Origin of the sequence: Erwinia sp. E602 (assembly GCF_018141005.1) — a bacterium.
GTDB lineage: Bacteria > Pseudomonadota > Gammaproteobacteria > Enterobacterales > Enterobacteriaceae > Erwinia.
This window is the reverse complement of the sequence record NZ_CP046582.1, coordinates 3,338,046-3,364,123: the sequence shown is the minus strand read 5'-3', so window position 1 is coordinate 3,364,123 and position 26,078 is coordinate 3,338,046. Positions and strand designations below refer to the sequence as shown.

Annotated in this window: 15 protein-coding genes; 7 read left to right on the top strand and 8 right to left on the bottom strand. The window is 61.4% G+C overall.

The genetic code is table 11. The annotated features are described in order from the left end of the window. Positions 1 to 246: 246 nt before the first annotated feature. From GKQ23_RS16930 to GKQ23_RS16920, 3 genes are all read right to left on the bottom strand, one after another. On the bottom strand, positions 247 to 9,165 hold the full coding sequence (locus GKQ23_RS16930) for an Ig-like domain-containing protein (RefSeq protein ID WP_212408942.1): 8,919 nt from the start codon (positions 9,163 to 9,165) through the stop codon (positions 247 to 249). A gap of 341 nt (positions 9,166 to 9,506) precedes the next feature. After that, positions 9,507 to 10,190, bottom strand: coding sequence for an EAL domain-containing protein (locus GKQ23_RS16925; protein WP_212408941.1), 684 nt, complete (start codon positions 10,188 to 10,190; stop codon positions 9,507 to 9,509). A 695-nt stretch (positions 10,191 to 10,885) separates the two neighbouring features. Beyond that, positions 10,886 to 11,461, bottom strand: a complete 576-nt coding sequence (locus GKQ23_RS16920) for a DedA family protein (protein WP_212408940.1) — start codon at positions 11,459 to 11,461, stop codon at positions 10,886 to 10,888. Between the two features lie 216 nt (positions 11,462 to 11,677). Here GKQ23_RS16920 and GKQ23_RS16915 point away from each other — a divergent pair, with 216 nt between their 5' ends. The 3 genes from GKQ23_RS16915 (at position 11,678) to GKQ23_RS16905 (ending at position 16,002) form a co-directional block, all read left to right on the top strand. Further along, positions 11,678 to 12,265 carry a Yip1 family protein gene (locus GKQ23_RS16915; RefSeq protein ID WP_212408939.1) on the top strand — a complete coding sequence of 196 codons (588 nt, stop codon included), beginning with the start codon at positions 11,678 to 11,680 and terminating at the stop codon, positions 12,263 to 12,265. Between the two features lie 179 nt (positions 12,266 to 12,444). Further along, a complete protein-coding gene (pbpG, locus tag GKQ23_RS16910) occupies positions 12,445 to 13,395 on the top strand; it encodes a D-alanyl-D-alanine endopeptidase (RefSeq protein ID WP_212408938.1) in 951 nt (316 codons plus the stop codon). A 171-nt stretch (positions 13,396 to 13,566) separates the two neighbouring features. Then, on the top strand, positions 13,567 to 16,002 hold the full coding sequence (locus GKQ23_RS16905; protein ID WP_212408937.1) for a DUF3772 domain-containing protein: 2,436 nt from the start codon (positions 13,567 to 13,569) through the stop codon (positions 16,000 to 16,002). A 58-nt stretch (positions 16,003 to 16,060) separates the two neighbouring features. On the opposite strand, the gene murF is transcribed toward GKQ23_RS16905, so the two are convergent. Together murF and dld are read right to left on the bottom strand one after the other, a co-directional pair. Further along, a complete protein-coding gene (gene murF, locus GKQ23_RS16900; RefSeq protein ID WP_212408936.1) occupies positions 16,061 to 17,509 on the bottom strand; it encodes a UDP-N-acetylmuramoyl-tripeptide--D-alanyl-D-alanine ligase in 1,449 nt (482 codons plus the stop codon). A gap of 92 nt (positions 17,510 to 17,601) precedes the next feature. Beyond that, positions 17,602 to 19,350, bottom strand: coding sequence for a D-lactate dehydrogenase (dld, locus tag GKQ23_RS16895; RefSeq protein WP_212408935.1), 1,749 nt, complete (start codon positions 19,348 to 19,350; stop codon positions 17,602 to 17,604). Positions 19,351 to 19,534: 184 nt separating this feature from the next. Here dld and bglX point away from each other — a divergent pair, with 184 nt between their 5' ends. The 4 genes from bglX (at position 19,535) to idi (ending at position 24,576) form a co-directional block, all read left to right on the top strand. Then, positions 19,535 to 21,832 (top strand): beta-glucosidase BglX, encoded by a 2,298-nt coding sequence (gene bglX / locus GKQ23_RS16890; protein WP_212408934.1) that lies wholly within the window; start codon positions 19,535 to 19,537, stop codon positions 21,830 to 21,832. A gap of 23 nt (positions 21,833 to 21,855) precedes the next feature. Beyond that, entirely contained in the window at positions 21,856 to 22,722 is an 867-nt protein-coding gene (locus GKQ23_RS16885) for an oxygenase MpaB family protein (protein WP_212408933.1), read from the top strand. 97 nt (positions 22,723 to 22,819) lie between these two features. Next, positions 22,820 to 23,929, top strand: a complete 1,110-nt coding sequence (locus tag GKQ23_RS16880) for a suppressor of fused domain protein (protein ID WP_101506039.1) — start codon at positions 22,820 to 22,822, stop codon at positions 23,927 to 23,929. Between the two features lie 113 nt (positions 23,930 to 24,042). Then, a complete protein-coding gene (idi, locus tag GKQ23_RS16875) occupies positions 24,043 to 24,576 on the top strand; it encodes an isopentenyl-diphosphate Delta-isomerase (protein WP_056237055.1) in 534 nt (177 codons plus the stop codon). A 101-nt stretch (positions 24,577 to 24,677) separates the two neighbouring features. On the opposite strand, the gene GKQ23_RS16870 is transcribed toward idi, so the two are convergent. The 3 genes from GKQ23_RS16870 to GKQ23_RS16860 form a co-directional block, all read right to left on the bottom strand. Continuing rightward, a complete protein-coding gene (locus tag GKQ23_RS16870; RefSeq protein WP_072166379.1) occupies positions 24,678 to 24,782 on the bottom strand; it encodes a protein YohO in 105 nt (34 codons plus the stop codon). Positions 24,783 to 24,856: 74 nt separating this feature from the next. Then, on the bottom strand, positions 24,857 to 25,390 hold the full coding sequence (locus GKQ23_RS16865; RefSeq protein ID WP_212408932.1) for a DUF3833 domain-containing protein: 534 nt from the start codon (positions 25,388 to 25,390) through the stop codon (positions 24,857 to 24,859). Further along, complete coding sequence (locus GKQ23_RS16860) at positions 25,390 to 25,905, bottom strand: chalcone isomerase family protein (protein WP_056237051.1); 516 nt, start codon at positions 25,903 to 25,905, stop codon at positions 25,390 to 25,392. The genes GKQ23_RS16865 and GKQ23_RS16860 overlap by 1 nt, the downstream gene beginning before the upstream one ends. Positions 25,906 to 26,078 lie beyond the last annotated feature (173 nt).

The following is a 26,078-nucleotide window of genomic DNA, read 5'->3' as shown; positions in this document are numbered from 1 at the left end:
CAGAAGGGCTGCCGCGCTGCGTTTACCGTGACGAAATCTTGACGTCATTGTTTTTCCTGTTTGCTGTTGTTGCTGTCTGACGTGTTGCCCTTTGATACGGCCAGGTACTTTTTTGTCATGTAACAATCCCAATTACTCCTTCAGCTAACCCTTAACAGGAAACAGGGGACCGGCGGCAGTCGCCACCGGCCCCTGGCAAATCCTTAGCGGCACGTCCCTGTGCCCGTTTTCATCCTCACCCCGCCGTTAAGACACGGTGTTGTTCTGCTGCTGTAACAACTCTTCCAGGGTAACGGTGGCATTCTCCAGCGTGACCAGTTCGGTAGAGCTGAACTGGGTGCCGTCGGTGCCGTCACGGTCGATGGAGACCACGGTGTTGCCGTCTTTGTGTTCCACAGAGACGAAGTTACCGATGGTATCCGCTGAACCATCCCAGCCTTCGAGCAGCTCGGAGACATCGATGTGGTCCTGACCGACGGTGAAGTCGGTAATGGTATCCACGCCGTTGCCACCCGTGGCGTCCTCTGCATCCAGCAGATGGAACACCACGGTATCCGCGCCGCCACCGAGGGTGAAGGTGTCGTTGTCAGCGGTGCTGCTGAGCTGGTCAGCTGCATCGGTGCCGGTGTGGATCGCAGTGTCAACACTGTGAATCTCACCGGTCAACGAGGCAGAGGTCGTCTGCAGCGCGCTGGCGGTCACGAGGCTGTCCGCATCCAGCGAGTCTGTGTCAGTTGACAGCAGGCTGAAGCTGGTGGCGGAGACGCCGTCATGCAGCGTGATGTTCAGCGTCGCGGTTGAGGTTCCGTTATGTGGGGTAGTAATCGCATACGTGAAGTGCTCAACTCCGGTTACCGACGAAGCCGCCACGCCCGGCGTCAGGGTATAGGTGTAACTACCGTCTGACTTGATCACCAGGTTACCGTGCAGCCCGGCGATGGTGGTGCCAGTGCTGCTGACCGCAGTACCGTTGACCGTGGTCACCAGGGTGCCCGCAGGAACGGTGCCCACGACGGAGCTGCTGTCGTTGGCCAGCACGTTTCCGATGGAGGTTGACGCGGTGGTCACCGGCAGATGGCTGATATCCGACGTCTCGGTGATGGTATTGGTAGGTAATACACCAATACCGCCGGTACGACCGAGCACCACCGCATACTGCCCGCTGTCCAGGTTGAGCGTGACGTTAGCCCCCGTTCCGCTAAGTCCAACCAGCCCCGTATAGATGTAATTCGCCTGCGACAGGCCAGTGTTGAGAACCCACTGTGTGCCGACCAGTTCATACACATACAGTGCCAGTGTCTGCGCTACCGCAACGCCAGTGGTAGAGCCGTGCAGCACCACCGTTTTCGAGCTGCCATCCGCCACATCGATCATCAGCGCATTGGTTGACGTCAGAACGCTAAGGTTGATGCTGCCTAACAGTGAAGCCCCGGCCAGTGACGTACTGACAACTGGCGCATGTACCGTATTGGTGACGTTACCGGCGACGCTGGTAAAGTCGAGTTCAATCAGGTCATTTGTTGCAATGACGTTGATTGCCCCCAGTACGGTGCCTGGCTGTGACACATGACCGACGCCATCCGTCAGGGTGACCGACAGGGTCGCTCCGGTGGTCTGCGCCGGGTTCAGCGTCACCGTGAAGCTGCCGTTAGCCGCAACGGTACCGGTGCCGATCGTTGCGCCGCCTGCGGTTTTCACCGTCACGGTGGTGCCCGCTTCACCGGTACCGCTCAGGGTCAGGCCGGTGTCCGCCACGCTCAGGTTGCCCGGTGCGGTTGGGGTAATGATATCGTCAGCGGTGACTGCCGCCACTGGCGATATATGACCCACGCTATCGGTCTGGGTGACCGACAGAACCTGACCATTGAGCTGCGCTGAGCTCAGCGGCACCGTGAAGTTACCATCCGTGTCAACCACGACGGTGCCCAGAATGGTGCCCGCAACGTTTTTAACGGTGATGGTGGTACCTGCTTCACCGCGACCCGTGAGGAACAGACCGTTATCTGAAACGTCCAGATTGGTCGGTGCCAGTGGGGTGCTGGTGTCGTCAGCGGCAACAGACGCCACCGGTGATACATGCGGCGGTGTCGCGTTATCGGTCAGCGTCACTGACAGCAGTTCGCCGTTGGTCTGCGCCGGGGTCAGGGTCACGGTAAAGTCACCGTTTGCATTGACCAGCGCGGTACCGAGGGTGGTGCCCGCCGCATTTTTGACGGTCGCCGTGGTGCCCGCTTCGCCGCGACCGGTCAGGAAGCCGCCGTTGTCGGAGACGTCGAGGTTGGTTGGGGCCAGCGGGACCGTGGTGTCGTCAGCGGTAACGGACGCCACCGGTGAGACGTGCGGCGGTGTTGCGTTATCGGTCAGCGTCACTGACAGCAGTTCGCCGTTGGTCTGCGCCGGGGTCAGGGTCACGGTAAAGTCACCGTTTGCATTGACCAGCGCGGTACCGAGGGTGGTGCCCGCCGCATTTTTGACGGTCGCCGTGGTGCCCGCTTCGCCGCGACCGGTCAGGAAGCCGCCGTTGTCGGAGACGTCGAGGTTGGTTGGGGCCAGCGGGACCGTGGTGTCGTCAGCGGTAACCGACGCCACCGGTGAGACGTGCGGCGGTGTTGCGTTATCGGTAAGCGTCACCGACAGCAGTTCACCGTTGGTCTGCGCCGGGGTCAGGGTCACGATAAAGTTACCGTTAACATCGACCAGCGCGGTACCGAGGGTGGTGCCCGCCGCATTTTTGACGGTCGCCGTGGTACCCGCTTCGCCACGACCGGTCAGGAAGCCACCGTTATCGGAGACATCCAGGTTGGTTGGGGCAAGAGGAACCGTGACATCGTCAGCCGTTACCGTCGCGGATGGTGAGCTCAGCACGCCGTCCGTAAGGGTGACTTTCAGGACTTCGCCGTTAAGCTGTGCCGCATTCAGAATCACGGTGAACGGCCCGCCTGGCAGTGCCGAACCGGTACCCACAATATCGCCTGCGGCATTGCGCACGGTGACATTTACCGGGACCAGATTAGAGTTAATGCCAGTGACCAACAGGCCGCCGTCGGCAACATCAAGGTTCGTTGCTGCATCGAGCGTGGTCGGGAAGTCCGCAGTTACCGTCGCATCCTGAGACTCATTATCTTTGGCATCGATCAGGTTAACGGTAAGCACTTCGCCGTTGATCTGTGCCGGGCTGATAGCGACCGTGAAGCTGCCATTCGCCAGTACCTGACCTTCGCCAAGCAGATCACCGGTGGCGCTGGTGATCCTGACGGTGGTCAATGGCTCACCACGACCGGTGACAACCAGACCATTATCTGAAACATCCAGATTGGTGGCGGCTAACGGTGCAGTGGTGTCTTCTGCCGTCACCGAGGCCGGAGGTGAAATATGATTCGCCCCGTCGGTCAGCGTTACTGACAGTACCTGGCCATTGGTTTGCGCCGGCGACAGCGTGACGGTGAAGTTACCGTCATTACCGACAAGGATGGACCCCAGCAGACTTCCTGTCGGTCCGTACACTTTCGCGGTGGTGCCCGGTTCACCGGTACCCGTCAGGATGGTGCCTTCAGGGTTGAGTGAGGTAATTTCCGGGGCATCCGGCGTGACCAGATCCTGCGCTGTCACCGTCACAGAGGCTGACTCGTGCAGAGCCGGGTCGGTCTGAGTGATCGTCAGTTGCTGACCGTTGATCTGCGCGGTTGGCAGTGTCACGGAGAAGCTGCCGTTCGGCAGAACGGTGGTGGTGGTGATGACGTTACCCAACGCATCGTAGACCTTGACGGTGTTACCCGCTTCACCATTGCCGCTGACGGTGGTTCCATCCGGCGTCAGTGTCACGTTGGTCAGTGCATCTGGCGTGGTGGTGTCAAGCGCCGTGATGGTATCCGGCAGTGAGGTATGGTTTGCGTCATCCGTCAGCGTAACCGACAGCACCTGGCCGTTGACCTGCGCCGGGCTCAGCGTGACGGTGAAGTTACCGTCTGCATCAACGCGCACTACGCCAACCACCAGGTTAGCACCCGCAGCATTCCAGACTTTGACAATGGTGCCCGGTTCACCGGTACCCGTCAGGATGGTGCCTTCAGGATTGAGTGAGGTAATTTCAGGGGCATCAGGTGTGTCAAGATCCTGCGCCGTCACAGTCACAGAGGCTGACTCGTGGTCGGCCGGGTCGGTCTGGGTGACCGTCAGTTGCTGAGCATTCGTCTGCGCCGTTGGCAGTGTCACGGAGAAGCTGCCGTTCGGCAGAACGGTGGTGGTGGTGATCACGTTACCCAACGCATCGTAGACCTTGACGGTGTTACCCGCTTCACCTTTACCGCTAATCACGGTTCCGTCCGGCGTCAGTGCGACGTTGGTCAGCGCATCTGGCGTGGTGGTATCCAGCGCTTTGACGGTTTCCGCAGCAGAGGTGTGCGTTGCATCGCTCAGGGTGACCGAAATCACTTCACCGTTGGTTTGCGCCGGGCTCAGCGTGACCGTGAAGTCACCGTTTTCATCGACGACCGTGGTACCCAGGTTGTTACCGGTAGGGCCGGTGACGTTAACCGTGGTGCCAGGTTCTCCGGTACCGGTGAGGGTGACGCCGTCAGGGGTCAGCTCCAGATCCTGCGGTGCATCCGGTGTTTCAGTGTCTGGTGCATTGATCGGAGTGGCCAGAGAGGTGTTAAAGCCATCGTTCAGCGTGACCGACAGCGCCTGTCCGTTAGTCTGGGCAGGTGTCAGATCGACGGAGAAGTTACCATCGGTATCGACCAGCGCAGATCCGAGCAGGGCGCCTGCGGCATTGGTGACCCGTGCCGTGGTGCCTGGTTCGCCTTTGCCTGTTACCACAGCACCGGCATCATCAATAGCAATATTGGTTGGTGCATTCGGTGTCTGAGTATCTGGCGCAGTAGCGATGCCTGGGACAGATGGATTGCCTGCACTGTCCGTCAGGATGACTGACAGTTTCTGGCCATTGGTCTGTGCTGCATTCAACGGTACGGTGAAGCTTCCGCCGTCACCGACCAGACCGGTGCCCAGCAGCGTACCTGTTGCGCTGTAAACAGCGACGCTGGTACCCGGTTCGCCCTGACCTGACAGCGACAGACCGCCCGCAGCAACGATCAGAGCCGTTGGTGCATCTGGTGCGTCGGCGTCTGCATCGGCGTCTGCATCCGCATCCGCATCGGCATCCGCATCGGCGTCCGCATCAGCGTCTGCATCGGCGTCGGCATCCGCATCGGCATCCGCATCAGCGTCGGCATCGGCGTCAGCATCAGCATCGGCGTCAGCATCGGCATCGGCGTCGGCGTCGGCGTCAGCATCGGCATCCGCATCGGCATCGGCATCGGCATCGGCATCGGCATCGGCATCGGCGTCCGCATCGGCGTCCGCATCGGCGTCCGCATCAGCGTCGGCGTCTGCATCCGCGTCAGCATCAGCATCAGCGTCCGCATCGGCATCGGCATCCGCGTCAGCATCAGCATCGGCATCCGCATCGGCATCGGCATCGGCATCGGCGTCCGCATCGGCGTCTGCATCGGCATCGGCATCCGCATCCGCATCCGCATCCGCATCGGCATCCGCATCGGCGTCGGCATCCGCATCGGCGTCGGCGTCCGCATCCGCATCGGCATCGGCGTCAGCATCCGCATCGGCATCGGCATCGGCGTCAGCATCCGCATCGGCATCGGCATCGGCGTCAGCATCCGCATCGGCATCCGCGTCGGCATCGGCATCCGCGTCGGCATCGGCATCGGCGTCAGCATCGGCGTCGGCGTCCGCATCGGCGTCCGCATCGGCATCCGCATCGGCATCCGCATCGGCGTCAGCATCGGCATCCGCATCGGCGTCGGCATCGGCATCGGCATCGGCATCAGCATCGGCATCGGCATCGGCATCGGCGTCAGCATCGGCGTCCGCATCGGCATCGGCATCTGCGTCGGCATCCGCATCGGCGTCAGCATCCGCATCCGCGTCCGCATCTGCATCTGCATCGGCATCGGCATCCGCATCCGCGTCGGCATCTGCGTCGGCATCCGCATCCGCGTCGGCATCGGCGTCGGCGTCCGCATCCGCATCGGCATCGGCGTCAGCATCCGCATCGGCATCGGCATCGGCGTCAGCATCCGCATCGGCATCCGCGTCGGCATCGGCATCGGCGTCAGCATCGGCGTCGGCATCCGCATCGGCGTCCGCATCGGCGTCCGCATCGGCATCCGCATCGGCGTCAGCATCCGCATCGGCATCCGCATCGGCGTCAGCATCGGCATCCGCATCCGCATCCGCATCCGCATCCGCATCGGCATCGGCGTCGGCGTCGGCGTCGGCGTCCGCATCAGCATCCGCATCGGCGTCGGCATCCGCATCCGCATCCGCATCGGCATCGGCATCCGCATCGGCATCGGCATCCGCGTCGGCGTCCGCATCGGCATCCGCATCGGCGTCAGCATCCGCATCGGCATCCGCATCGGCGTCAGCATCGGCATCCGCATCCGCATCGGCGTCGGCATCGGCATCGGCATCCGCATCGGCATCCGCATCGGCATCCGCATCGGCATCAGCATCCGCATCCGCATCGGCATCGGCATCGGCATCCGCATCGGCATCGGCATCGGCATCGGCATCGGCATCGGCATCCGCATCGGCATCGGCATCCGCGTCGGCGTCCGCATCGGCATCCGCATCGGCGTCAGCATCCGCATCGGCATCGGCATCCGCATCGGCATCCGCGTCCGCATCTGCATCTGCATCGGCGTCAGCATCCGCATCGGCATCGGCATCCGCATCCGCGTCGGCATCTGCGTCGGCATCCGCATCCGCGTCGGCATCGGCGTCGGCGTCCGCATCCGCATCGGCATCGGCGTCAGCATCCGCATCGGCATCGGCATCGGCATCGGCGTCAGCATCCGCATCGGCATCGGCGTCGGCGTCAGCATCGGCGTCAGCATCGGCGTCGGCGTCTGCATCGGCGTCCGCATCGGCGTCCGCATCGGCATCCGCATCGGCGTCAGCATCCGCATCGGCATCCGCATCGGCGTCAGCATCGGCATCCGCATCCGCATCGGCGTCGGCATCGGCATCGGCATCGGCATCCGCATCGGCATCAGCATCGGCATCCGCATCGGCATCGGCATCGGCATCGGCATCGGCATCGGCATCCGCATCGGCATCGGCATCGGCATCAGCATCCGCATCGGCATCAGCATCCGCATCGGCATCGGCGTCCGCATCGGCATCCGCGTCCGCATCTGCATCTGCATCGGAGTCAGCATCCGCATCGGCATCCGCATCGGCGTCCGCATCGGCATCCGCATCGGCATCGGCATCGGCATCGGCATCAGCATCGGCGTCCGCATCGGCATCCGCATCCGCATCGGCGTCGGCGTCGGCGTCGGCGTCCGCATCCGCATCGGCGTCGGCGTCGGCGTCCGCATCAGCATCCGCATCGGCGTCGGCGTCGGCATCCGCATCCGCATCCGCATCGGCGTCGGCATCGGCGTCGGCATCGGCGTCAGCATCCGCATCGGCATCGGCATCCGCATCGGCGTCCGCATCGGCGTCAGCATCCGCATCCGCGTCCGCATCTGCATCTGCATCGGCGTCAGCATCCGCATCGGCATCCGCATCCGCGTCGGCATCTGCGTCGGCATCCGCATCCGCGTCGGCATCGGCGTCGGCGTCCGCATCCGCATCGGCATCGGCGTCAGCATCCGCATCGGCATCGGCATCGGCATCGGCGTCAGCATCCGCATCGGCATCCGCGTCGGCATCTGCATCGGCGTCAGCATCCGCATCGGCATCCGCATCCGCGTCGGCATCTGCGTCGGCATCCGCATCCGCGTCGGCATCGGCGTCGGCGTCCGCATCCGCATCGGCATCGGCGTCAGCATCCGCATCGGCATCGGCATCGGCATCGGCGTCAGCATCCGCATCGGCATCCGCGTCGGCATCGGCATCGGCGTCAGCATCGGCGTCGGCGTCAGCATCGGCGTCCGCATCGGCGTCAGCATCCGCATCGGCATCCGCATCGGCGTCAGCATCGGCATCCGCATCCGCATCGGCGTCGGCATCGGCATCGGCATCGGCATCGGCATCCGCATCGGCATCAGCATCGGCATCGGCATCGGCATCGGCATCCGCGTCGGCATCCGCATCCGCATCGGCGTCAGCGTCCGCATCGGAGTCAGCATCTGCATCGGAGTCCGCATCAGCGTCTGAGTCAGCATCGGCATCCGCATCTGCGTCGGCATCGCTGTCAGCATCGGCATCGCTGTCGGAATCAGAGTCACTATCTGAGTCAGCATCGCTATCAGCGTCAGCATCACTGTCGGCGTCTGCGTCGCTGTCGGCGTCTGAGTCGCTGTCGGAATCGGAGTCGCTGTCGGAATCGGAGTCACTGTCGGAATCAGAATCGCTGTCGGAATCAGAATCGCTGTCGGAATCAGAATCGCTGTCGGAGTCTGAGTCGCTGTCGGAATCGGAGTCGCTGTCGGAGTCTGAGTCGCTGTCGGAATCGGAGTCGCTGTCGGAGTCTGAGTCGCTGTCGGAATCGGAGTCACTGTCGGAATCAGAATCGCTGTCGGAATCAGAATCGCTGTCGGAGTCTGAGTCACTGTCGGAATCGGAGTCACTGTCGGAATCGGAGTCGCTGTCGGAATCGGAGTCACTGTCCGCATCGGAGTCACTGTCCGCATCGGAGTCACTGTCCGCATCGGAGTCGCTGTCGGAGTCCGAGTCGGAATCACTTTCGTTGTTAGTATCGTTGTTGTCGCTATTCGATCCGCCAAGGCCGAGGGCCATGGCGCCGCCGCCCAGCAGGCCGGCACCGAGGAACGACAGACCGGCAGCATAGTTGCTGGATGCTTCGCCACCCAGCAGGCCTTCGATGCCGGCAATGGATGTGAAGTGGAAGCCGGTCGCGGGATCTTCAACCCACCAGAGTGCGCCCTGGCCATCCTGGATCACTAAATCACTGATATTGCCCTGGGCATCAGCGACAAAGAAATTCTGCAGTACGACTTTTTCGCCTGAATGTAGCGTTACGATCAAATCATTCCCGGAGCGGGTAGTGGCCGCGATATCGGCTCGCTCCAGGTTAAGCTTTACAACGCTGGGAGAGTTCAGCGTGACCGTTTCACCATTGATGGTGTTGGTCGCGCCGCTCTCCTTTCCGGTTACAGCTATGTTGTTCATAAACTTTTACTCCCATGAGGATTGGGCATTTGGCAGCGGAGAAGGCCCCGAGACAAATCGTTTACTTATTTGACTACGTGATGAAAAGACGTCATGCCTTGTTTTTATTAACCGTTCAAACTGTTAATTTTTATATGAAACTTAACTTTTAAAGGGCGATGAAAAACCACAGCCCGACAACTCCCTTTGCTGAATTCGTTAAACTGGTCTGACCGGTTACTCCTTTAGTAAACAGACAAGACGCTGCCGCCCCAGTTAAGGGGCATAAAAAAACAGGGTCCGGATCATTATTCCGGTTAGTTATAATTACATCTTCTTTTTATAATACTGACTTTCCATAGTCAGCTTGCTGCTAATACCGGGATATTACCGGGCTCCCAGACAAACCCCTGAACACCAGAAATATCGAAGGGTAATAAAATCTCTTTAAACTGATTATTTTCAACGCCATCGACAATCACCCCCTTACAGTAGGGGATCACATGTTCAATGATATTGCCGAAGGTATGGCTCTCGCCGTAGCGCCAGAAGAAGTTCTTATTGATCTTGACGTATTCAAAGTTGCCGTTGATCACCGTCACCAGGCTGGAGTTGCCCGCGCCGAAATGATCCAGCCACAGCGGGCAGTGGCGTGACAGCCGCTGCAGCATTTTCTCGCCACCCGGGGTGTTGAGATGGGAATACTCTTCGCTGATTTCAAAACGCAGCCTGCCGAGGGTGGCGATGCGGCGGGTGACGTCGCTGCTGCTTAACACGTGTTCGGCGATATCGGCGTCAACGTTGACGGAGATCAGCGGCAGCAGGTTGCCGCGGGTCAGACAGTCAACGGTGTCCAGCTGCTCTTCAAACAGGGCAATGCGCTGGCGGGCGGAAGCGGGGAACACCGGTTCGCCATGCCCGCCGCCCGGGACATCATTACCACGGGCGAGATCGACGTGAGTCAAAAGCTCAAAGGCAAACAGGTTTCCCTGCTGCGTATAGATGGGTTCAAGGACAAACTGCTCATTATCAGGCTTTACATTCATACTGCTGTCCTTTCCCATACCCAAAGAGTTAGTCGACCTGATGGATGGTGGTTTTCCATGCGCACGCAGACGCGAAGCCCACTGAAAGTGCCATTTATAGGTAAATTTGAGCTTAGTCATTTAATTCAGGCAATTGAAATTGGTTTGAATGTGATTGCAAGGGTTTTTTGATAGCTGATACCTATCATTTTACGTTGTATAGTAATAATCACCGATGTTGATTTGAGATTAGTCTCACTTAACGATGGGCCCGCGAGGCGGGAAGGGGACTAAAGTAGTAATTAAATGAAATTCATGGCTTTTTTCAATTAAGCATCTCTTAACAATTTGTCGACAATTGATGCGGCATTAAGATTAATCTTAGTTTTTCCGGTATTGATAAGTTTTACTACCCTTTTTTTGGTGAGATTCTGATGGTTTTTTGCTCGGATTTTCTGTTTCTTAATTGTGAAAATAGTAAAAAAGCTAAATTTTCTAACGCTGTTTTTGTGTAAAAGTGTGATTGGTATCACATTTATTTGGCTTAAATGGTCAAATTTGCTTTAAATTCAACGATGACAGGTGTGGGTGCGTTAAAGAATTGCTCGATGGACATAGACTATCTTTAACGCTGTGTGAAATTATTTTTTACAGGTTTAAATAAGTAAATCTTGTGAGTATTGTCACTTTATGGCGTTAATTATCACCTGAGGTCATTAGCGCGGGTGTCTGAGGTGCCGGTTCTTCAGCCAGCGCCTGGCGCCCCAGACCAGCCCGACGGCTAACAATAGCCAGACCAGATGTTTAAGGTGATGCTCAAGCTGGTGGAGCCAGGGGGCAATCACGCTACCGGCGAAAAAGCCCAGCGAGACAAAGAGAAAGGCCCACAGTGCGGCACCGCACAGGTTGAGCAGCAGAAAACGGCGCGGCGCAAGGCGGCTGGCACCGATGATCAGCGGGCCAATGAGGCGCAGGCCGTACATAAAGCGTACGCCGACAACGAACAGCACCGGCCGTTGATGGATCAACCTGTTGGCTCGTTCAATATGCTGCTGATGCCGCGTAAGCCGTTGCAGCAGGGATTCACCGTAGTAGCGGCCGATAAAGAACAGCGCGGTGTCGCCGAGCACGCCCCCGCACATCGCGGTGAGCACCACCCAGCCGTAGCGTAGCAGGCCTTCATGGGCGGCTACGCCGCCAAGCAGGGTAAAGGTTTCGCCTTCGGCCAGGCAGCCGATAAACAGCGCCCAGTAGCCGTACTGTGAAATAAGCGTATTAACATCGATCTGCACAATGAGACTCCCATGGATTTTCAGACGACTCAGTTTAGGCGTTAATTCGCGAGTCGGGGCAATAGCCTCTGCGGCAGATTATTTCTTATTGTTACTGAACCGCTTACTGATATTTATGCGTTGCCGCACAATAAAGCGTGGCGGCCTGCTTATACTTACCCTGATGCCGCCCGAAAAACAGACCGCTGGCGGTTCGTTGTTCAGAGGAGTGAAGATATGAACCATGTATGGGGACTTCTTGCGCATCCGAATCGTGAGATGCGTGACATCAAGCAGGAAAATGAAACGCTGTCTCACCATTTTACCCACCACGTGCTGTTAATGGCGCTGATTCCGGTGATCTGTGCCTTTATTGGCACCACCCAGATTGGCTGGAACGTCGGAGCCGGTGAGAATATTCTGTTGTCCTTTTCCAGCGCGCTGGGCCTGGCGGTGCTGTTTTATGCGCTGATGCTGGCCGGGGTGGCGGTGATGGGCCGGGTGATCTGGTGGATGGCGCGTGACTATCCGCAGCGGCCTTCGCTGCGCCACTGTATGGTCTTTGCCGGCTACGTGGCGACGCCGCTGTTCCTCAGCGGCCTGGTGGCGCTCTACCCGCTGGTGTGGCTGTGTGCGCTGGTCGGTACGCTGGCGCTGGCTTATACCGGCTATCTGCTGTACGTCGGCATCCCGCAGTTTCTCAGTATTGACCGGGAAGAGAGCCTGCGCCTGTCCGGCTCAACGCTGGCGATCGGTGTGCTGGTGCTGGAGGTGTTGCTGGCGCTGACCGTTATCATGTGGGGCTACGGTTATCAGCTGTTCTGACCGCTGTGCCGCCGGCCCGGCCGGCGGCAGTTGGTTACGCCCGGAAACGAATAATTCGTAGGAAAAGTCTTGGGTTGCGGCGTATTATTCCTGCGCCAGCCCCATCAGACCCTGTTTTTATGATGCGTGGCGGCGTGTGCACTCCACACCTGAACAACCAGCCGTTAAGTCCCTAACCGATGCCTGCAAAAATTCATTTATCTCTGTTAAGCCTCGCCATGTTGTTTTCAGCCCAGGGGATGCTGCCCTCTGCCATGGCCCGTACCGCGCCGGTTGAGTTAAAAACGGCTGCTCAGCCGGAAATTGCCTCCGGCAGCGCGATGATCGTTGACCTGAATAACGGCAACGTTATCTACGCCAACCATCCCGATCGCGTGCGCTCGATCGCCTCGATCACCAAGGTCATGACCGTGATGGTGGCGCTGGACGCGCAGCAGCCGATGGATGAGATGCTGAAGGTGGATATCAGCCACACCCCGGAGATGCGCGGCATTTACTCCCGCGTGCGGCTGAACAGCGAAATCAGTCGCAAAAATATGATGCTGCTGGCGCTGATGTCGTCGGAGAACCGCGCCGCCGCCAGCCTGGCACACCACTATCCCGGCGGCTATGACGCCTTTATCCGCGCGATGAACGCCAAAGCGCGCGCGCTGGGCATGAGCAACACCCGTTACGTTGAGCCGACCGGCCTGTCAATTCAGAACGTCTCCACCGCGCGCGATCTGACTAAGCTGCTGATCGCCACCAAGCGCTATCCGCTGATTGGCCAGCTCAGCACCACCCGCGAAGAGATGGCCAGCTTCAGCCACCCGAACTATACGCTGCCGTTCCGCAACACTAACCACCTGGTCTACCGCCCGGACTGGAATATTCAGCTGACCAAAACCGGCTTCACCAACGAAGCCGGCCACTGCCTGGTGATGCGCACGGTGATTAACCAGCGGCCGGTGGCGCTGGTGGTGCTGGATGCCTTTGGCAAATATACCCACTTTGCCGATGCCAACCGCCTGCGTAAGTGGATCGAAACCGGCAAGGTTTCCGCGGTCCCGGCCGCTGCGCTGAGCTATAAAAAGCAGAAGGCGGGGCAGGTGGCCCACAACGGCGTGGTCGACGACAGCGCCGTTGAGTGACGTGCGCGGCGGGGTGTCCCGCCGTTCTGTTCACCCTGCGCGGCAGGCGCATGCCGTCTGCCCGCATTCTCTGCTTATTCTTAGTGTATCGGCCAGGGCAAACGCCTAAACTGATCGGATTAAACTGGTGGTGCCGGCCGGCGCCTCTCTACAGGTATCAGGAACCTTTTCATGTCCCGCCTCTCAACGTTTCTTCGCGTCTTTCTGCTGATGCTGCTGGTGCTGTCACCGCAGTGGGCCAACGCGGCCGACAGCGACACCTCTCAGGCCAGCAGCGACGGCGCGCCAAAGGTGGTCAACGCCGCCGCCGAGCTGCCAAAAATGCAGAAGGTGCTGGATAAAATCAAACAGCAGGTCTCCGGCGAAACCAACGACGGGCGGCTGAATATCCTCAACGATATGTCGCTGGAGCTCTCCGGCGCGGCGGATACCCTGATGCAGGGCATCGTTCCGCAGCGCGCGCAGCTGGAGGCGCAGCTGGCGGTGCTTGGCCCGGCCCCCACCGCCGACAGCGGCGTAAAGGAGACTGCCGAGGTCACCAGCAAGCGCAGCAAGCTGGAAGCCCAGAAAGCGAAGATGGACGATCAGGTGAAACAGGCTGCCGCGATTAAAAGCGGGGCGATAAATCTGTCGGCGCAGATCGTTAACCTGCGCCGTGACGCGCTGAAGACCCAGCTGGCGCTGAACGCCGGCAGTATTTTTGGTCCGCGTTTCTGGGCACCGCTGTTTAACACCCAGGAGGAAGACAGCAGCAAAATCAGCGATTTTGTTGATGAACTGGCCACCACGGCGGCGCTCTCCTGGTCCGATGGCTGGCGTTTCGGCACTATCGCCTGGGCGCTGGCGGCGGTGCTGGTAGCCACCCTTGGCCGGCGTTATCTGGAAGAGTTTCTGGCCTGGGTGGGGATCAACCATCTGCCGGAAGGGCGCATGCGCCGCAGCTTCCTTGCGGCGGCGACGGCGCTGACCACCCTTGGCGCGGTGGTGCTGGCGTTTAACTTCCTCGATCAGGCGTTTACCCGCCATGACCAGGTGGTGGACGACGTGCGCACCTTTGCCGACAAGCTGGTGGGCCTGAGTATTTTCTGCGGGCTGATCGCCGGGCTGGGGCGGGCGTTTCTCTCCACCCGCCGGCCGTCGTGGCGCCTGCCGAATATCTCTAACGAGGTGGCGCTGGCGCTGAAACCCTATCCGCCGCTGACCGCCGCGCTGGTGTTTATCTTCCAGACGGTGGAGATCTTTAACAGCAGCGCCAACACCAGCGTGGGGACCACCATCTTTGCCAACGGCATGACCGCGCTGCTGGTCGGCGCGACCGCGCTGTCGATCAGCTTCCGTACCAACCGCGTGCGCCGGCGGATGCTGCTGGAAGGGCACCAGCCCGAAGCGCGTACCACGCTGGCCGGCCTGATCCAGATGGGCCTGACGCTGACCGGCGTGGCGATCATGATTACGCTGGTGATTGGCTATATCACCCTGGCGCGCTTCCTCAGCTATGAGCTGATCTGGGTGGGCATCGTCTTCGGCCTGTTCTACATCTTCAGCCAGCTGGTGGCGGACGGCTGTGAGAGCCTGTTCTCCACCAGCACCGCCTCCGGCAAGCGCATTCAGACCTCGCTGAACATTGATGCCCGCCATCTCGGCCAGGTCGCCGCGCTGCTCGGCGCGCTGGGTAAAACTATCCTGATCCTGGTCGCCGCGATGGCGATACTGAACGGCACCTTTGGTACCGCCACGCCGATTGAGCTGGTGCAGAAGGCGATTGAGTTCTGGGGCGGCAAGGGTCTGGAGTCGATGAATATCGTGCCGGCGCACGTGGTTAACGCGCTGGTGTGCCTGGTGGTCGGCATGTGGGTGCTGCGCTCGGTGAAGCGCTGGCTGGAGCACGATTTCCTGCCGAAAACCATGATGGACAAAGGCATGCGCGTGTCGCTGGTCACCCTGTTCAGCAATATCGGTTTTGTGCTGGTGATCCTGATGACGCTGTCGGTTATGGGCCTGCAGTGGAACAAGCTGGCGTGGATCGTCAGCGCGCTGTCGGTGGGTATCGGTTTTGGCCTGCAGGAGATCGTGAAGAACTTTATCTCCGGCCTGATCCTGCTGACCGAACGGCCGGTGAAGGTCGGCGATCTGGTGAGCATTAGCGGTATTGAGGGGGATATTCGCCGTATCAACGTGCGTGCCACCGAAATCCAGCTCAGCGACCGCTCGACGGTGATCGTGCCCAACTCGCAGTTTATCTCGCAGAACGTGCGCAACGCGACGATGGGCAACGCGCAGGGGGTGGCGACCATCACCCTGACCTTCCCGCTGGACATCGATCCGCAGCAGGTGCGCCAGCTGCTGCTCGACGTCTATGCCGATAATGAACGCATTCTGGAGACGCCAGAGCCGTCGGTGTCGTTTAAGGACCTCACCGCAACCGGAATCGTGCTGTCGGTGACCGGCAACGTCGCCAGCCCGCGCCAGGTCGGCGGGGCGAAAAGCGACCTGCTGTTCGATATCCTGACCCGCTTACGTAAAGAAGGGGTGATGCTGTCGACGCCGCAGACGATGATTATTGACCGGCCGCACCGCAGCCGCGGCGAGGATCTTCCACAGCCGTAACTCAGCGCGCGGGGAGTGACGAAGGGTCGGTCAGACGGCGCTCCCCATAATGAGGGGGTTAACGCGCCCCTGGCTGGCCGTCGATCCAGCTGACGATCTGGTGGAGTCCGGTGCTGTTAGAACCTTTAAACAGCACGGTGTCATCAGGCCGCAGCTGCGCCAGCAGCAGCGGCTTAAGCTGTTGCGGATCGTCGAGCAGGGCGATCCTTTTCTCCGGTTTGAGCTGCGCCCAGCAGCCTTGCCAGATCGCGCCGACCAGGCAGATGCCGTCGATGCTGCTGTCGTTAAGCTGCGCCGCCAGCTGGCTATGGTACCCTTCGCTTTCCGGCCCCAGCTCCTTCATCTCACTCAGCACCGCAATACGCCTGCCGCTGCAGGGCCGCTCGCTGAGCTGCTCCAGCGCGGCCTGCATTGAGCCAGGGTTAGCGTTGTAGGCGTCATCAATCAGTTCAAAGCCGGTGCCGTTGAGGGTCACCCGTTTTTGCTCGCCCCGCCCCGCCAGGGCGGTGAAGCCGGCCAGGCGCGCCAGGGCCGGTTCCAGCGGATAGCCGAGCGCCGAGACGGCCGCCAGCACGGCCAGGCTGTTGAGGGCCATATGCCTGCCGCCGGCCGCCAGCGAATAGTTTAGCGGCTGCCCGCAGACTTCGGCCGCCACGCGCTGCTGCACCGCATCATAGCCGATCAGCCGGGCGTCGCTGCTCTGATGGCTGCCGTAGTGCAGCACGCTGAGACCTTTCGCGGTGGCGGCCTGATGCACCGTTTCCCACTCCAGCATGTCGCGGTTCAGAATGGCGATACCGCCCGGCTGCATGCCGAAGAAGATGGCGCTTTTGGTTAACGCCACGTCGCGAACGGTGCTGTTCTCCCCGAGGTGGGCGGGCTGGATATTGGTGAAAATGGCGATGTCGGGCCGCGCCATGCGTGAACTGACCCCCATCCGCCCGATCGCCATCTCCAGTATGACGTGCGGGGTATCCCGTGGGACGGAGGCCAGGTTCCAGGCCACGCCGCGCGGCAGGTTGGCGTTGTGCGCACTTTTGCTGCTCGCCCCCCAGGCGGACAGGGCGTCCGCCAGCATCGCCACGCAGGTGGTTTTGCCGGCGCTGCCGGTAACGCCCAGCACCTTGCCCCGGATCTGGTCGCGCGCATAGCGGCCCAGGTTGATGATGGCGGTAAACCCCTCGCTGATTTTCAGCAGCGGCAGCCCGCTGTGCAGCAGCGGGGCCGGATCGGTGGTGATCAGGCAGGCGGGGGGCGGCACCAGCCGCAGGGCCGCTCTGGCCGGCATGCCGCTCTCATCCGCCTCGCTGCGGACCACCGCCATATTACCCGGCTGGCAGGCCGGCGCGTAAATCGATAAGCCGCTGGCCGCCCAGCCCGGCGGCGGCGGCGTCACCCACTCACCGCCGGTGGCGGCCTGCACTTCATCCGCCGTCCAGATCCGATCCTTATCTGCAAACAGGTGTTGCGTTGCTGGGGAAACACGCTTTTCTGCCTCTGCTGCCATAGTTCCTCCGCCACCCGGGTGGCCGATCCTGAGTCCGTGATAGTGTTGACTATTAACGCAAACCGCTGAAAAAACAATTCACCGCGCGGTTTTCAGCGCGGCGACGCGTCCGGCGCCGCCGCTTTCCCGCAGCCGCAGCCGCCCCAGTGCTTCTCGCGGGTGGTTTTGCCAATCCCCGGGTTAAAGCTGTTGGTGGGGTCAAGCCGCTGGTAAAACGCCTGCAGCTGCGGCTGGGCTTTGTACAGGTGGCCGACGTTGTGCTCGGCCGGGTATTCCGCGCCGCGTTCGTGCAGCAGCGCCAGCATTTTTTCCTTCAGCGCGTGCACGTCCGCCCCTTTTTTGACGATGTAGTCCTGGTGGAACACGTGGCAGAAGAAGTGCCCGTAGTAGAGCCTGTGGCTGATAAATTCGTCAAATTCAGCGGGCAGGGTTTCAAACCAGTCGCGATCGTTGCGGCGCAGCGCGATATCCAGCGCCAGAATATCCTCCACCTCCTCATGATGGACAGCGTGGTAGCGCACCGCCGCCCCGGCCGCCGCGAAGCGGTGCAGGAAGGCGTGGGCACCTTCTTTGCCTTCGCACTCGAAGAAATCGCCCTCTGCGTCGCGGAAAAAGTCCTGCAGGTACGCGCGGGCTTCGGCCACGCCGTCGCCGGACATTTTCAGCATCAGGTGGTGCGGGAAGCTGTCACGGTACGCCTTCATCCGTTTCGGCAGATGGGCGGGCAGCAGGGCGGTCAGCTTCTGCAGCAGGCGGTCGCTGAGGTGCGGCTTCACCCCTCTTAACTTTGCCAGCAGCGCGTCGGCGCGGCCTTTCAGCGCGAAGAACAGCGGCATTCTGTCGGTGCCGAGTTTGTCGATCATCACGAAGGTGTCTTTACCATAGCGCTCGGCGATATCAAAAATATCGCGGTGCATATACTCCCCGGCCACCGGCAGATGGCTGAAGTTCGCCAGTATATGGCGGCGGATCTGGTCGAGCACTGCGGTATCTGAGGTACCGATATAGAACACCTGCTGGTTGGGTTCGCTGACGAAGGTGTCCAGCCGCACCGCAAACAGCGCCAGCTTGCCGGCGCAGCCGGAGGCCTCATACAGGCGGCGGGCGTCGGCGTTAAAGCGCGACGGGGTGTCGGCGTCCACGTCGCGCACCCGTTCGGCGTAGTCGGGGTCGGAGGCGTGGCGCGGGTCCTGCCGCACGTCAGACGGCTGCCAGGTGTCGTCGTCCAGCCGGGTAAGGATCTGCTCGGCGCTGCTGCCGAGATCGATACCGAGGTGATTGACCAGCTGCAGTTTGCCGTCGGCGTTGATCTGCGCGTAGAGCGCCAGCTCGGTATAGGCCGGGCCGCGCCTGATCAGCGAGCCGCCGGAGTTATTACAGACGCCGCCGAGCACCGAGGCACCGATGCAGGAGGAGCCGATCACCGAGTGCGGCTCGCGCCCCAGCGGCTTCAGCGCCTTCTCCAGCTGATAGAGGGTGCTGCCGGGAAACGCCAGCACCTGTTTGCCCTCGTCCAGCAGGCGGATTTTGTCCATGCGCAGGGTGCTGATAATCACGATCTGGCGTGGATAGTCGCTGCCGTTCGGCGTCGAACCTTCGGTCAGGCCGGTATTGGCCGCCTGCATCAGGATAATCACGTCGGCGGCCACGCAGGCCTGCAGCACGCGCCACTGCTCCAGCAGCGAGCCGGGGAATACCACCGCCAGCGCGTCGCCCTCTCCCGAGCGGAAGCCTTTGCGGTAGCGCTCGGTCTGCGCCGGCTCGCTCAGCAGATGGGGGCGGCCGACGATGCGGCTCAGTTCAGCAATCAGGGCTTTTCCTGCAGGGGAGGGCGTGTGCATCGGCGGTCCTTTTCAGTGGTGGCTCCGCTGGCCGGGCGCTGTGCGCCGCCACGGAGAGGGGGGTTCATACAACATTCATAGTGCGCCAACTAGCTGCTATCCTCAAGGTATGACACACTGAATCAACTTGTTACCCCTGGGACAACAACAGTTAACCCTTCTGGTCACCTGAGAGAATCATCTGATGAAATGGATTTATGCGGCCAGCTTTGCTGCCACCCTCGTTCTGCAGCCTGCACGGGCTGAAACCGCCGCCGTGGCGCAGCCGCTGACCCCGGAAGCCCGCGACGCTTACGTTACCGGCCTGCTGAAGAAAATGACCCTTGATGAGAAGATCGGCCAGCTGCGCCTGATCAGCGTCGGGCCGGAGACGCCGAAAGAGGCCATTCGCGAGATGATCCAGCATGGCCAGGTGGGGGCAATTTTCAATACCGTGACCCGGCACGATATTCGTCAGATGCAGGATCAGGTGATGGAACTCAGCCGCCTGAAGATCCCGCTGTTTTTTGCCTATGACGTGATCCACGGTCAGCGCACGCAGTTCCCGATCCCGCTGGCGCTGGCCGCCAGCTGGGACACCGATGCGGTGGCGGAAGTGGGGCGGATCTCCGCGTATGAAGCCGCCGACGACGGCCTGAATATGACCTGGGCCCCGATGGTTGACGTGACCCGCGAACCGCGCTGGGGCCGGGGGTCGGAGGGCTTTGGTGAAGACACGTATCTGACCTCTGAGATGGGCCGGGTGCTGGTGAAGGCGATGCAGGGCAACAGCCCGGCGGATCGCTATTCGATCATGACCAGCGTCAAGCACTTCGCCGCCTACGGCGCGGTGGAGGGCGGGCGCGACTACAACACGGTGGATATGAGCCCGCAGCGGCTGTTCCAGGACTACCTGCCGCCGTATAAAGCGGCGCTGGACGCCGGCAGCGGCGGGGTGATGGTCGCGCTGAACTCGCTGAACGGCGTGCCCGCCAGCGCCGACAGCTGGCTGCTGAAGGACGTGCTGCGCGACCAGTGGGGCTTTAAGGGCATCACCATCAGCGATCACGGTGCGATTAAGGAGCTGATCAAACACGGCGTGGCCAGCGACCCGGAGGACGCGGTGCGGGTGGCGATCAAGTCAGGCGTGAACATGAGCATGAGCGACGAGTACTACAGCAAGTATCTGCCGGGGCTGGTGAAGCGCGGAGCGGTCACCGAAGCGGAAATCGACGACGCGGCGCGCCACGTGCTCAACGTCAAATACGATATGGGGCTGTTTAACGACGCTTACAGCCACCTCGGCCCGGCCAAAGATGACCCGGCCGACACCAACGCCGAAAGCCGCCTGCACCGGGCTGAGGCCCGTGACGTGGCGCGCAAAAGCCAGGTGCTGCTGAAGAACCGCCTCGACACGCTGCCGCTGAAAAACAGCGGCACCATCGCGCTGATCGGCCCGCTGGCCGACAGCCAGATCGATATGATGGGCAGCTGGTCGGCGGCCGGGGTGGCGAAACAGTCGGTTACGCTGCTGCAGGGGATGAAAAACGCCACCGCCGGCAAAGCGACCCTGCTGTATGCCAAAGGCGCCAACGTCACCGATAACAAAGGCGTGCAGGATTTCCTTAACCTCTACGAGCAGGCGGTCAGCGTTGACGCCGGCACGCCGCAGCAGCTGCTGGACGAAGCCGTGGAGACGGCGAAAAAAGCCGACGTGGTGGTGCTGGCGGTCGGTGAGGCGCGCGGTATGGCGCACGAAGCGTCCAGCCGCAGCGATCTGACCCTGCCGGAGAGCCAGCGTAAGCTGATTTCGGCCGTTAAAGCCACCGGCAAACCGCTGGTGCTGGTGCTGATGAACGGCCGCGCGCTGGCGCTGGTCAGGGAGAGCCAGCAGGCCGACGCGCTGCTGGAGAGCTGGTACAGCGGCACCGAGGGCGGTAACGCCATCGCCGACGTGCTGTTCGGTGACTACAATCCGTCCGGCAAGCTGCCGATGTCCTTCCCGCGTTCGGTCGGCCAGCTGCCGATCTACTACAACCATCTGAACACCGGGCGTCCGTACAACTTCGAGCAGCCGAACAAATACACCTCGCACTACTACGATGAGGCCAACGGCCCGCTTTATCCGTTTGGTTACGGCCTGAGCTACACCACCTTTACCGTTTCCCCGGTGACGCTGTCTGCCACCACGCTGCCGCGTGACGGCAAAATCGACGCCAGCGTGACGGTGACCAACAGCGGCAGGCGCGACGGTGCCACCGTGGTGCAGCTCTATCTGCACGACCAGGTCGCCAGCATCAGCCGTCCGGTGAAAGAGCTGAAGAGCTTCAGACGGATCATGCTGAAGGCCGGCGAGTCGCAGACGGTGACCTTCCCGATCGACGTCAATGCGCTTAAGTTCTGGAATGCCCGCATGCAGCAGGTGGCGGAACCGGGCAAATTTGACGTGATGATCGGGCTGGATTCGGTGCGTACGCAGAATGCAGAGTTCACTTATCAGTAAGGAACCGGGGTAAGGCGACGGAGATGCTGAACTTCAGAGACCGCATTCAGCAGCAGGTGTTTCGCGTTAACGGCCTGTCGCTGAACGAGTTTGACCTGTCGCAGCCGCCGGGCGATCCGGGCCTTTACGGCCCGGACAGCGCGGTCTGGCAGGTGCACGGCGATTTTCCCTCAATGCTGTGCGGCGGTATCGCCGCGCTGCTGTTGCAGATGCAGCACCCGCTGGCGCTGGCCGGCGTGTGGGACCACTCAACCTTCCGCGAAGATATGCTCGGGCGGCTGCGGCGCACCAGCCAGTTTATTGCCGTCACCACCTTTGGTAACCGGGCCGATGCGCAGACGCTGATCGAACGCGTGAAGCGGATCCACCTGCACATCACCGGCACCGACGCCGACGGCGTGCCTTACGCCGCCAGCGATCCGGCGCTGCTGACGTGGGTGCACGTGGCGGAAACCTGCTGCTTCCTCGCCGCCCATCTGCGCTACAGGAATCCCCACCTCAGCCTGGCCGACCAGGATCGCTATTACGCGGAAGCGGCGCTGGTCGCCGTAGCGCTGGGCGCGCGGCAGGTGCCGTCCAGCGTGGCGGAGGTGGCGGCCTACCTGCAGCGCATGCGCCCGCAGCTGCGCTGTGACGCGCGCACCCGCGAGGTGCTGGCGCTGCTGATGAACGCGCCGGCCCCCTCGTGGCAGGGGCGGCCGGCGATGAAGGCGATCCTGCTGGCCGGTACCGAACTGCTGCCTGAGTGGGCGCAGCAGGGGTTTTCGCTGCGTTTCAGCCCGCTGCGGCGGCGGGTGATCCGCGGCCGCATCCGGCTGATTGCCGCACTGCTGCGCTGGGCGGTGCGTCGTGGCGCGTACCAGAGGGCAATGGCGCGAATGGGGCGCTGAGGCTATTTTGAGACTTTTACCCTTGTTCTGAGCAGGCATAACGCGCGATTCTGCCCTATTCTCCGGGAAGACCCCGTACACTAATCATTGAGGCGTTATGACACAGCCCATCACCCTTGCTGAGGTCAGCAATCAGCAGCAGACGCTGATCGCCATCGTTGAGCAGGATGCGCGGACGGCCTACTTCTACATCTGGCCGGCTGAAGCATTTCGTAGCCAGTTTGCCGTGCGCGGCTGCTGGCTGCGCAACCTGCTGCCGGCCCCGGCGGAGGAAGATCTTGCCGCGATGCAGCAGGGCATTGCGCCGCTGCTCGGCGCCGAATACTGCCGCACCCTGCAGGCGGAGCCGATGCTCGACCCGGCCGCGCTGCAGGTGGTGTGGGAACCGGGTGACGACGGCGCGGCGCTGTGGTATCAGGGCCAGCTGCTGGCGGTGATCCCTGGCTGGAGCCTGTATCAGCAGGAGCAGGTGAGTTTCTCCGCCGGCTGCATCAGGCCGAACCGCCTGACCGCGCCGCTCGGTTCGGCCTCCACCAATCCTAATTACGCCAGCGCGCAACAGCATCGCCAGTTCTGGCGGGACTGGCAGGACGGCCAGCCGTGGGAGGCATTGCAGCAGGAGATGCTGCAGTGTTACGAGGCGCAGTTTGGCGAATCGTTAAAATATTACGCCATCGATCGGGGCAGCTGGCCACCGATGGCCATCTCTCAGCACTATCATCAGGGCTGCTGGGTGTTTCTGACGCTGGGGATGGGCATCCGGCCGATGCCGTGGGTGGATTACCTCTATCAGGAGCTGGCTCCACAGCACCGGCGCACCGAGCTGGCACTGGCCATTGATGCACAGGTGATGACCGAAGATAACGCGGTGCAGATGGCCAGCGGGCTGGCCAGCATTGCCCACCTGCCGTGGTCGCAGCTGAGCTGGCTGGGGGAGGGGCACACGGTGAGTTCGACGCAGGCTCCGGTCGGCTTTGAAGGCTTTATCCTCTCATCGGTTCTCGGGCGTGACGCCGGGCAGTTTACGCTGCCGAAACGCGAAGGGGACAAGGTTAATCTGCTGTGGGCCGCGCCGATTACCCGCCAGGAGCAGACGTTTGCCACCGCGACGGAGAGCGGCGGAGATGAGCTGGTGGCGCGGCTGCTGCAGTACGGCGTCGGGCACGTGTTCCGCGCCCGCCAGCAGGTGGTGGAAACGGAAGAGTAGGGCGGAGCCTCTGGCTGCGGGATCGGCGCATGGCGGTGGCCACCGCACGAATTTATGCGCAGGGATCGGCGTGACTATGCAAGAATAGCGCCGATTAGCCACGAGGAGTTCGCATGTCCGCAATTGAAGTGATCCTGGTCGATCGCCACGATCGCCCAACCGGTAAAATGGAGAAGCTGGAGGCGCATGAGAAGGGGCTGTTGCACCGTGCCATCACCGTCTATGTCTTTAACTCCCGCCATCAGCTGCTGTTGCAGCAGCGCGCCAGCGGCAAGTATCACTGTGGGGGATTGTGGAGTAACTCCACCTGTGGTCACCCGTACCCCGGGGAGCCGACGCAGCACGCGGCGGAGCGCCGTCTGCAGGAAGAGATGGGCCTGACGCTGACGCTGCAACCGGTATTTGAGCTGAGCTACAATCTGCCGTTATCCAACGGCCTGATTGAGCATGAGTACGGGCACGTGTTCTTTGCGCTGAGTGACCAGACACCGCAGGCTAATCCGCTGGAGGCCGACGGCTGGCGCTACGCCTCGCTGCCCGAGCTGGCGACAGAAATTGAACGCTTCCCGCAGCGCTTTACCCCGTGGTTTCTGCACACCTTTGCCCGTATTCCGGCTGAGTTCAGCCGTTTTCTCGCTGGCCGCTAGCCACGCGTGCGTCATCCGATCCTGCGATCGGCGCCGAGGTGTTCACTTCCTGCGGTAGGCGGGGGGCGGTTACGTCGGCCGCAGCCGACGACGGCGGACGATCAGGAGTAGAGGATCAGCGTATAGCCGGTCAGCATCACGCCACCAATCCCACCGAGTGCCATCAGCACAAACATCGTTACCACGCCAATTTTTTGCCAGTTCATTATGTAACCTGTTGAGTCCGGGGAGGGCGAATTATACCCCCTTCACCGGACAGAATTAAGCCGTAACGGCGATTTTATTGCGCCGTGCTGGCGGGTTTAGCAAAAAACAGCGTTACCCGCGCCACTTCCACGCCGAATTTTTTCATCGAAGTGACGTTCATCAGATGGCGGGCGTCCTGCTGGTAGATCCAGTCGTCGAAGTTCAGCTGGTAGCTGCTGCCGTCGGTTTTCACCGTCATGGCGTAGCGCCAGTTGAAGGCGTTGCCGCTGGCCCGTCCGCTGGCTACGCCGATAATATCGCCGGCGGTGCCGCGGTAGCTGCCGTCTGCCAGCCGGTGGATCTGCCAGACGCGGGTCTGCTTCTCACCGTCGTCATAGACGAAACGTTCATCCAGCGTCAGCGTGTCGCCGAGCACTTTGCCCTGAATGGTCACCTCGAAGCGGCGTATCTGCTTGCCGCGCCAGTCCTGCACCATACCCCAGGCGCGGGACTCACCGTTAAACCAGGCAAAAATATCGATTTTCGGCTCGGCGGCCTGATAGGACTCCAGCGCGGTGCCGCAGCCGGACAGCAGCAGGCACAGGGTTAACAACAGCGATCGCCACATTATTGATCTCCGGTAAGTTGCTGACGCAGGTCAGGGTACTGGGTTTTTTCTGACAGCCAGATAGCAAGGAAAGCGTCGCGGAACGCCGCGTCGAAGCGCGGCTCCAGCGGTTCGATCGGCGTGCGGGTGCCGGCCGGCTGCCAGAAGAACTGTCCGCCGCGCTCGTCCGCCTGGAACGCCAGCCGATCGCCGTTGCTGACGTCCGGCCACAGCGTGCTCAGCTGCTGCAGCCAGCGCTGGCGCTGCGGCGCGCTGCCGATCTGCTGCGCCTGCCACTGCTCCTGGGTTGCCTCCAGCAGCGACTGACGGGTGATATCGCGACGGTAGGTGATCACCAGCGCCAGCGGCCAGCGCTGCGGCTGCCAGCGTCCGTCGGGCGTCAGCAGCTGCGAGTCGTACAGAGTAAACGGCCCCCAGCTCAGCGTAGCCCGCCCGACGTTATGCCAGCGCAGCCAGTCGCTGGCCAGCAGCGGCGGTGTACAGAACAGCAACAGCAGGCACAGCATGGTTTTCATCGCAACCTCCGCAGCGCATTTTGGTCGTTACAGATTCAGATTCTGCCAGCAGACTTCAGATTTCAGGCTTCAGGCTTCAGGCTTCGGGCTTTGGGCTTCAGGCTCCAGGCTCCAGGCTTCGGGCTTCGGGCTTCAGGCTTCCGGCTTCGGGCTTCGGGCTTCGGGCTTCAGCC

Excerpts from the sequence above, each read along its gene's own strand:
- GKQ23_RS16930 (WP_212408942.1), bottom strand. The coding sequence starts at position 9,165 with ATGAACAACATAGCTGTAACCGGAAAGGAGAGCGGCGCGACCAACACC.
- GKQ23_RS16925 (WP_212408941.1), bottom strand. The coding sequence starts at position 10,190 with ATGAATGTAAAGCCTGATAATGAGCAGTTTGTCCTTGAACCCATCTAT.
- GKQ23_RS16915 (WP_212408939.1), top strand. The coding sequence starts at position 11,678 with ATGAACCATGTATGGGGACTTCTTGCGCATCCGAATCGTGAGATGCGT.
- pbpG (WP_212408938.1), top strand. The coding sequence starts at position 12,445 with ATGCCTGCAAAAATTCATTTATCTCTGTTAAGCCTCGCCATGTTGTTT.
- GKQ23_RS16905 (WP_212408937.1), top strand. The coding sequence starts at position 13,567 with ATGTCCCGCCTCTCAACGTTTCTTCGCGTCTTTCTGCTGATGCTGCTG.
- murF (WP_212408936.1), bottom strand. The coding sequence starts at position 17,509 with ATGGCAGCAGAGGCAGAAAAGCGTGTTTCCCCAGCAACGCAACACCTG.
- dld (WP_212408935.1), bottom strand. The coding sequence starts at position 19,350 with ATGCACACGCCCTCCCCTGCAGGAAAAGCCCTGATTGCTGAACTGAGC.
- bglX (WP_212408934.1), top strand. The coding sequence starts at position 19,535 with ATGAAATGGATTTATGCGGCCAGCTTTGCTGCCACCCTCGTTCTGCAG.
- GKQ23_RS16885 (WP_212408933.1), top strand. The coding sequence starts at position 21,856 with ATGCTGAACTTCAGAGACCGCATTCAGCAGCAGGTGTTTCGCGTTAAC.
- GKQ23_RS16880 (WP_101506039.1), top strand. The coding sequence starts at position 22,820 with ATGACACAGCCCATCACCCTTGCTGAGGTCAGCAATCAGCAGCAGACG.
- idi (WP_056237055.1), top strand. The coding sequence starts at position 24,043 with ATGTCCGCAATTGAAGTGATCCTGGTCGATCGCCACGATCGCCCAACC.
- GKQ23_RS16870 (WP_072166379.1), bottom strand. The coding sequence starts at position 24,782 with ATGAACTGGCAAAAAATTGGCGTGGTAACGATGTTTGTGCTGATGGCA.
- GKQ23_RS16865 (WP_212408932.1), bottom strand. The coding sequence starts at position 25,390 with ATGTGGCGATCGCTGTTGTTAACCCTGTGCCTGCTGCTGTCCGGCTGC.
- GKQ23_RS16860 (WP_056237051.1), bottom strand. The coding sequence starts at position 25,905 with ATGAAAACCATGCTGTGCCTGCTGTTGCTGTTCTGTACACCGCCGCTG.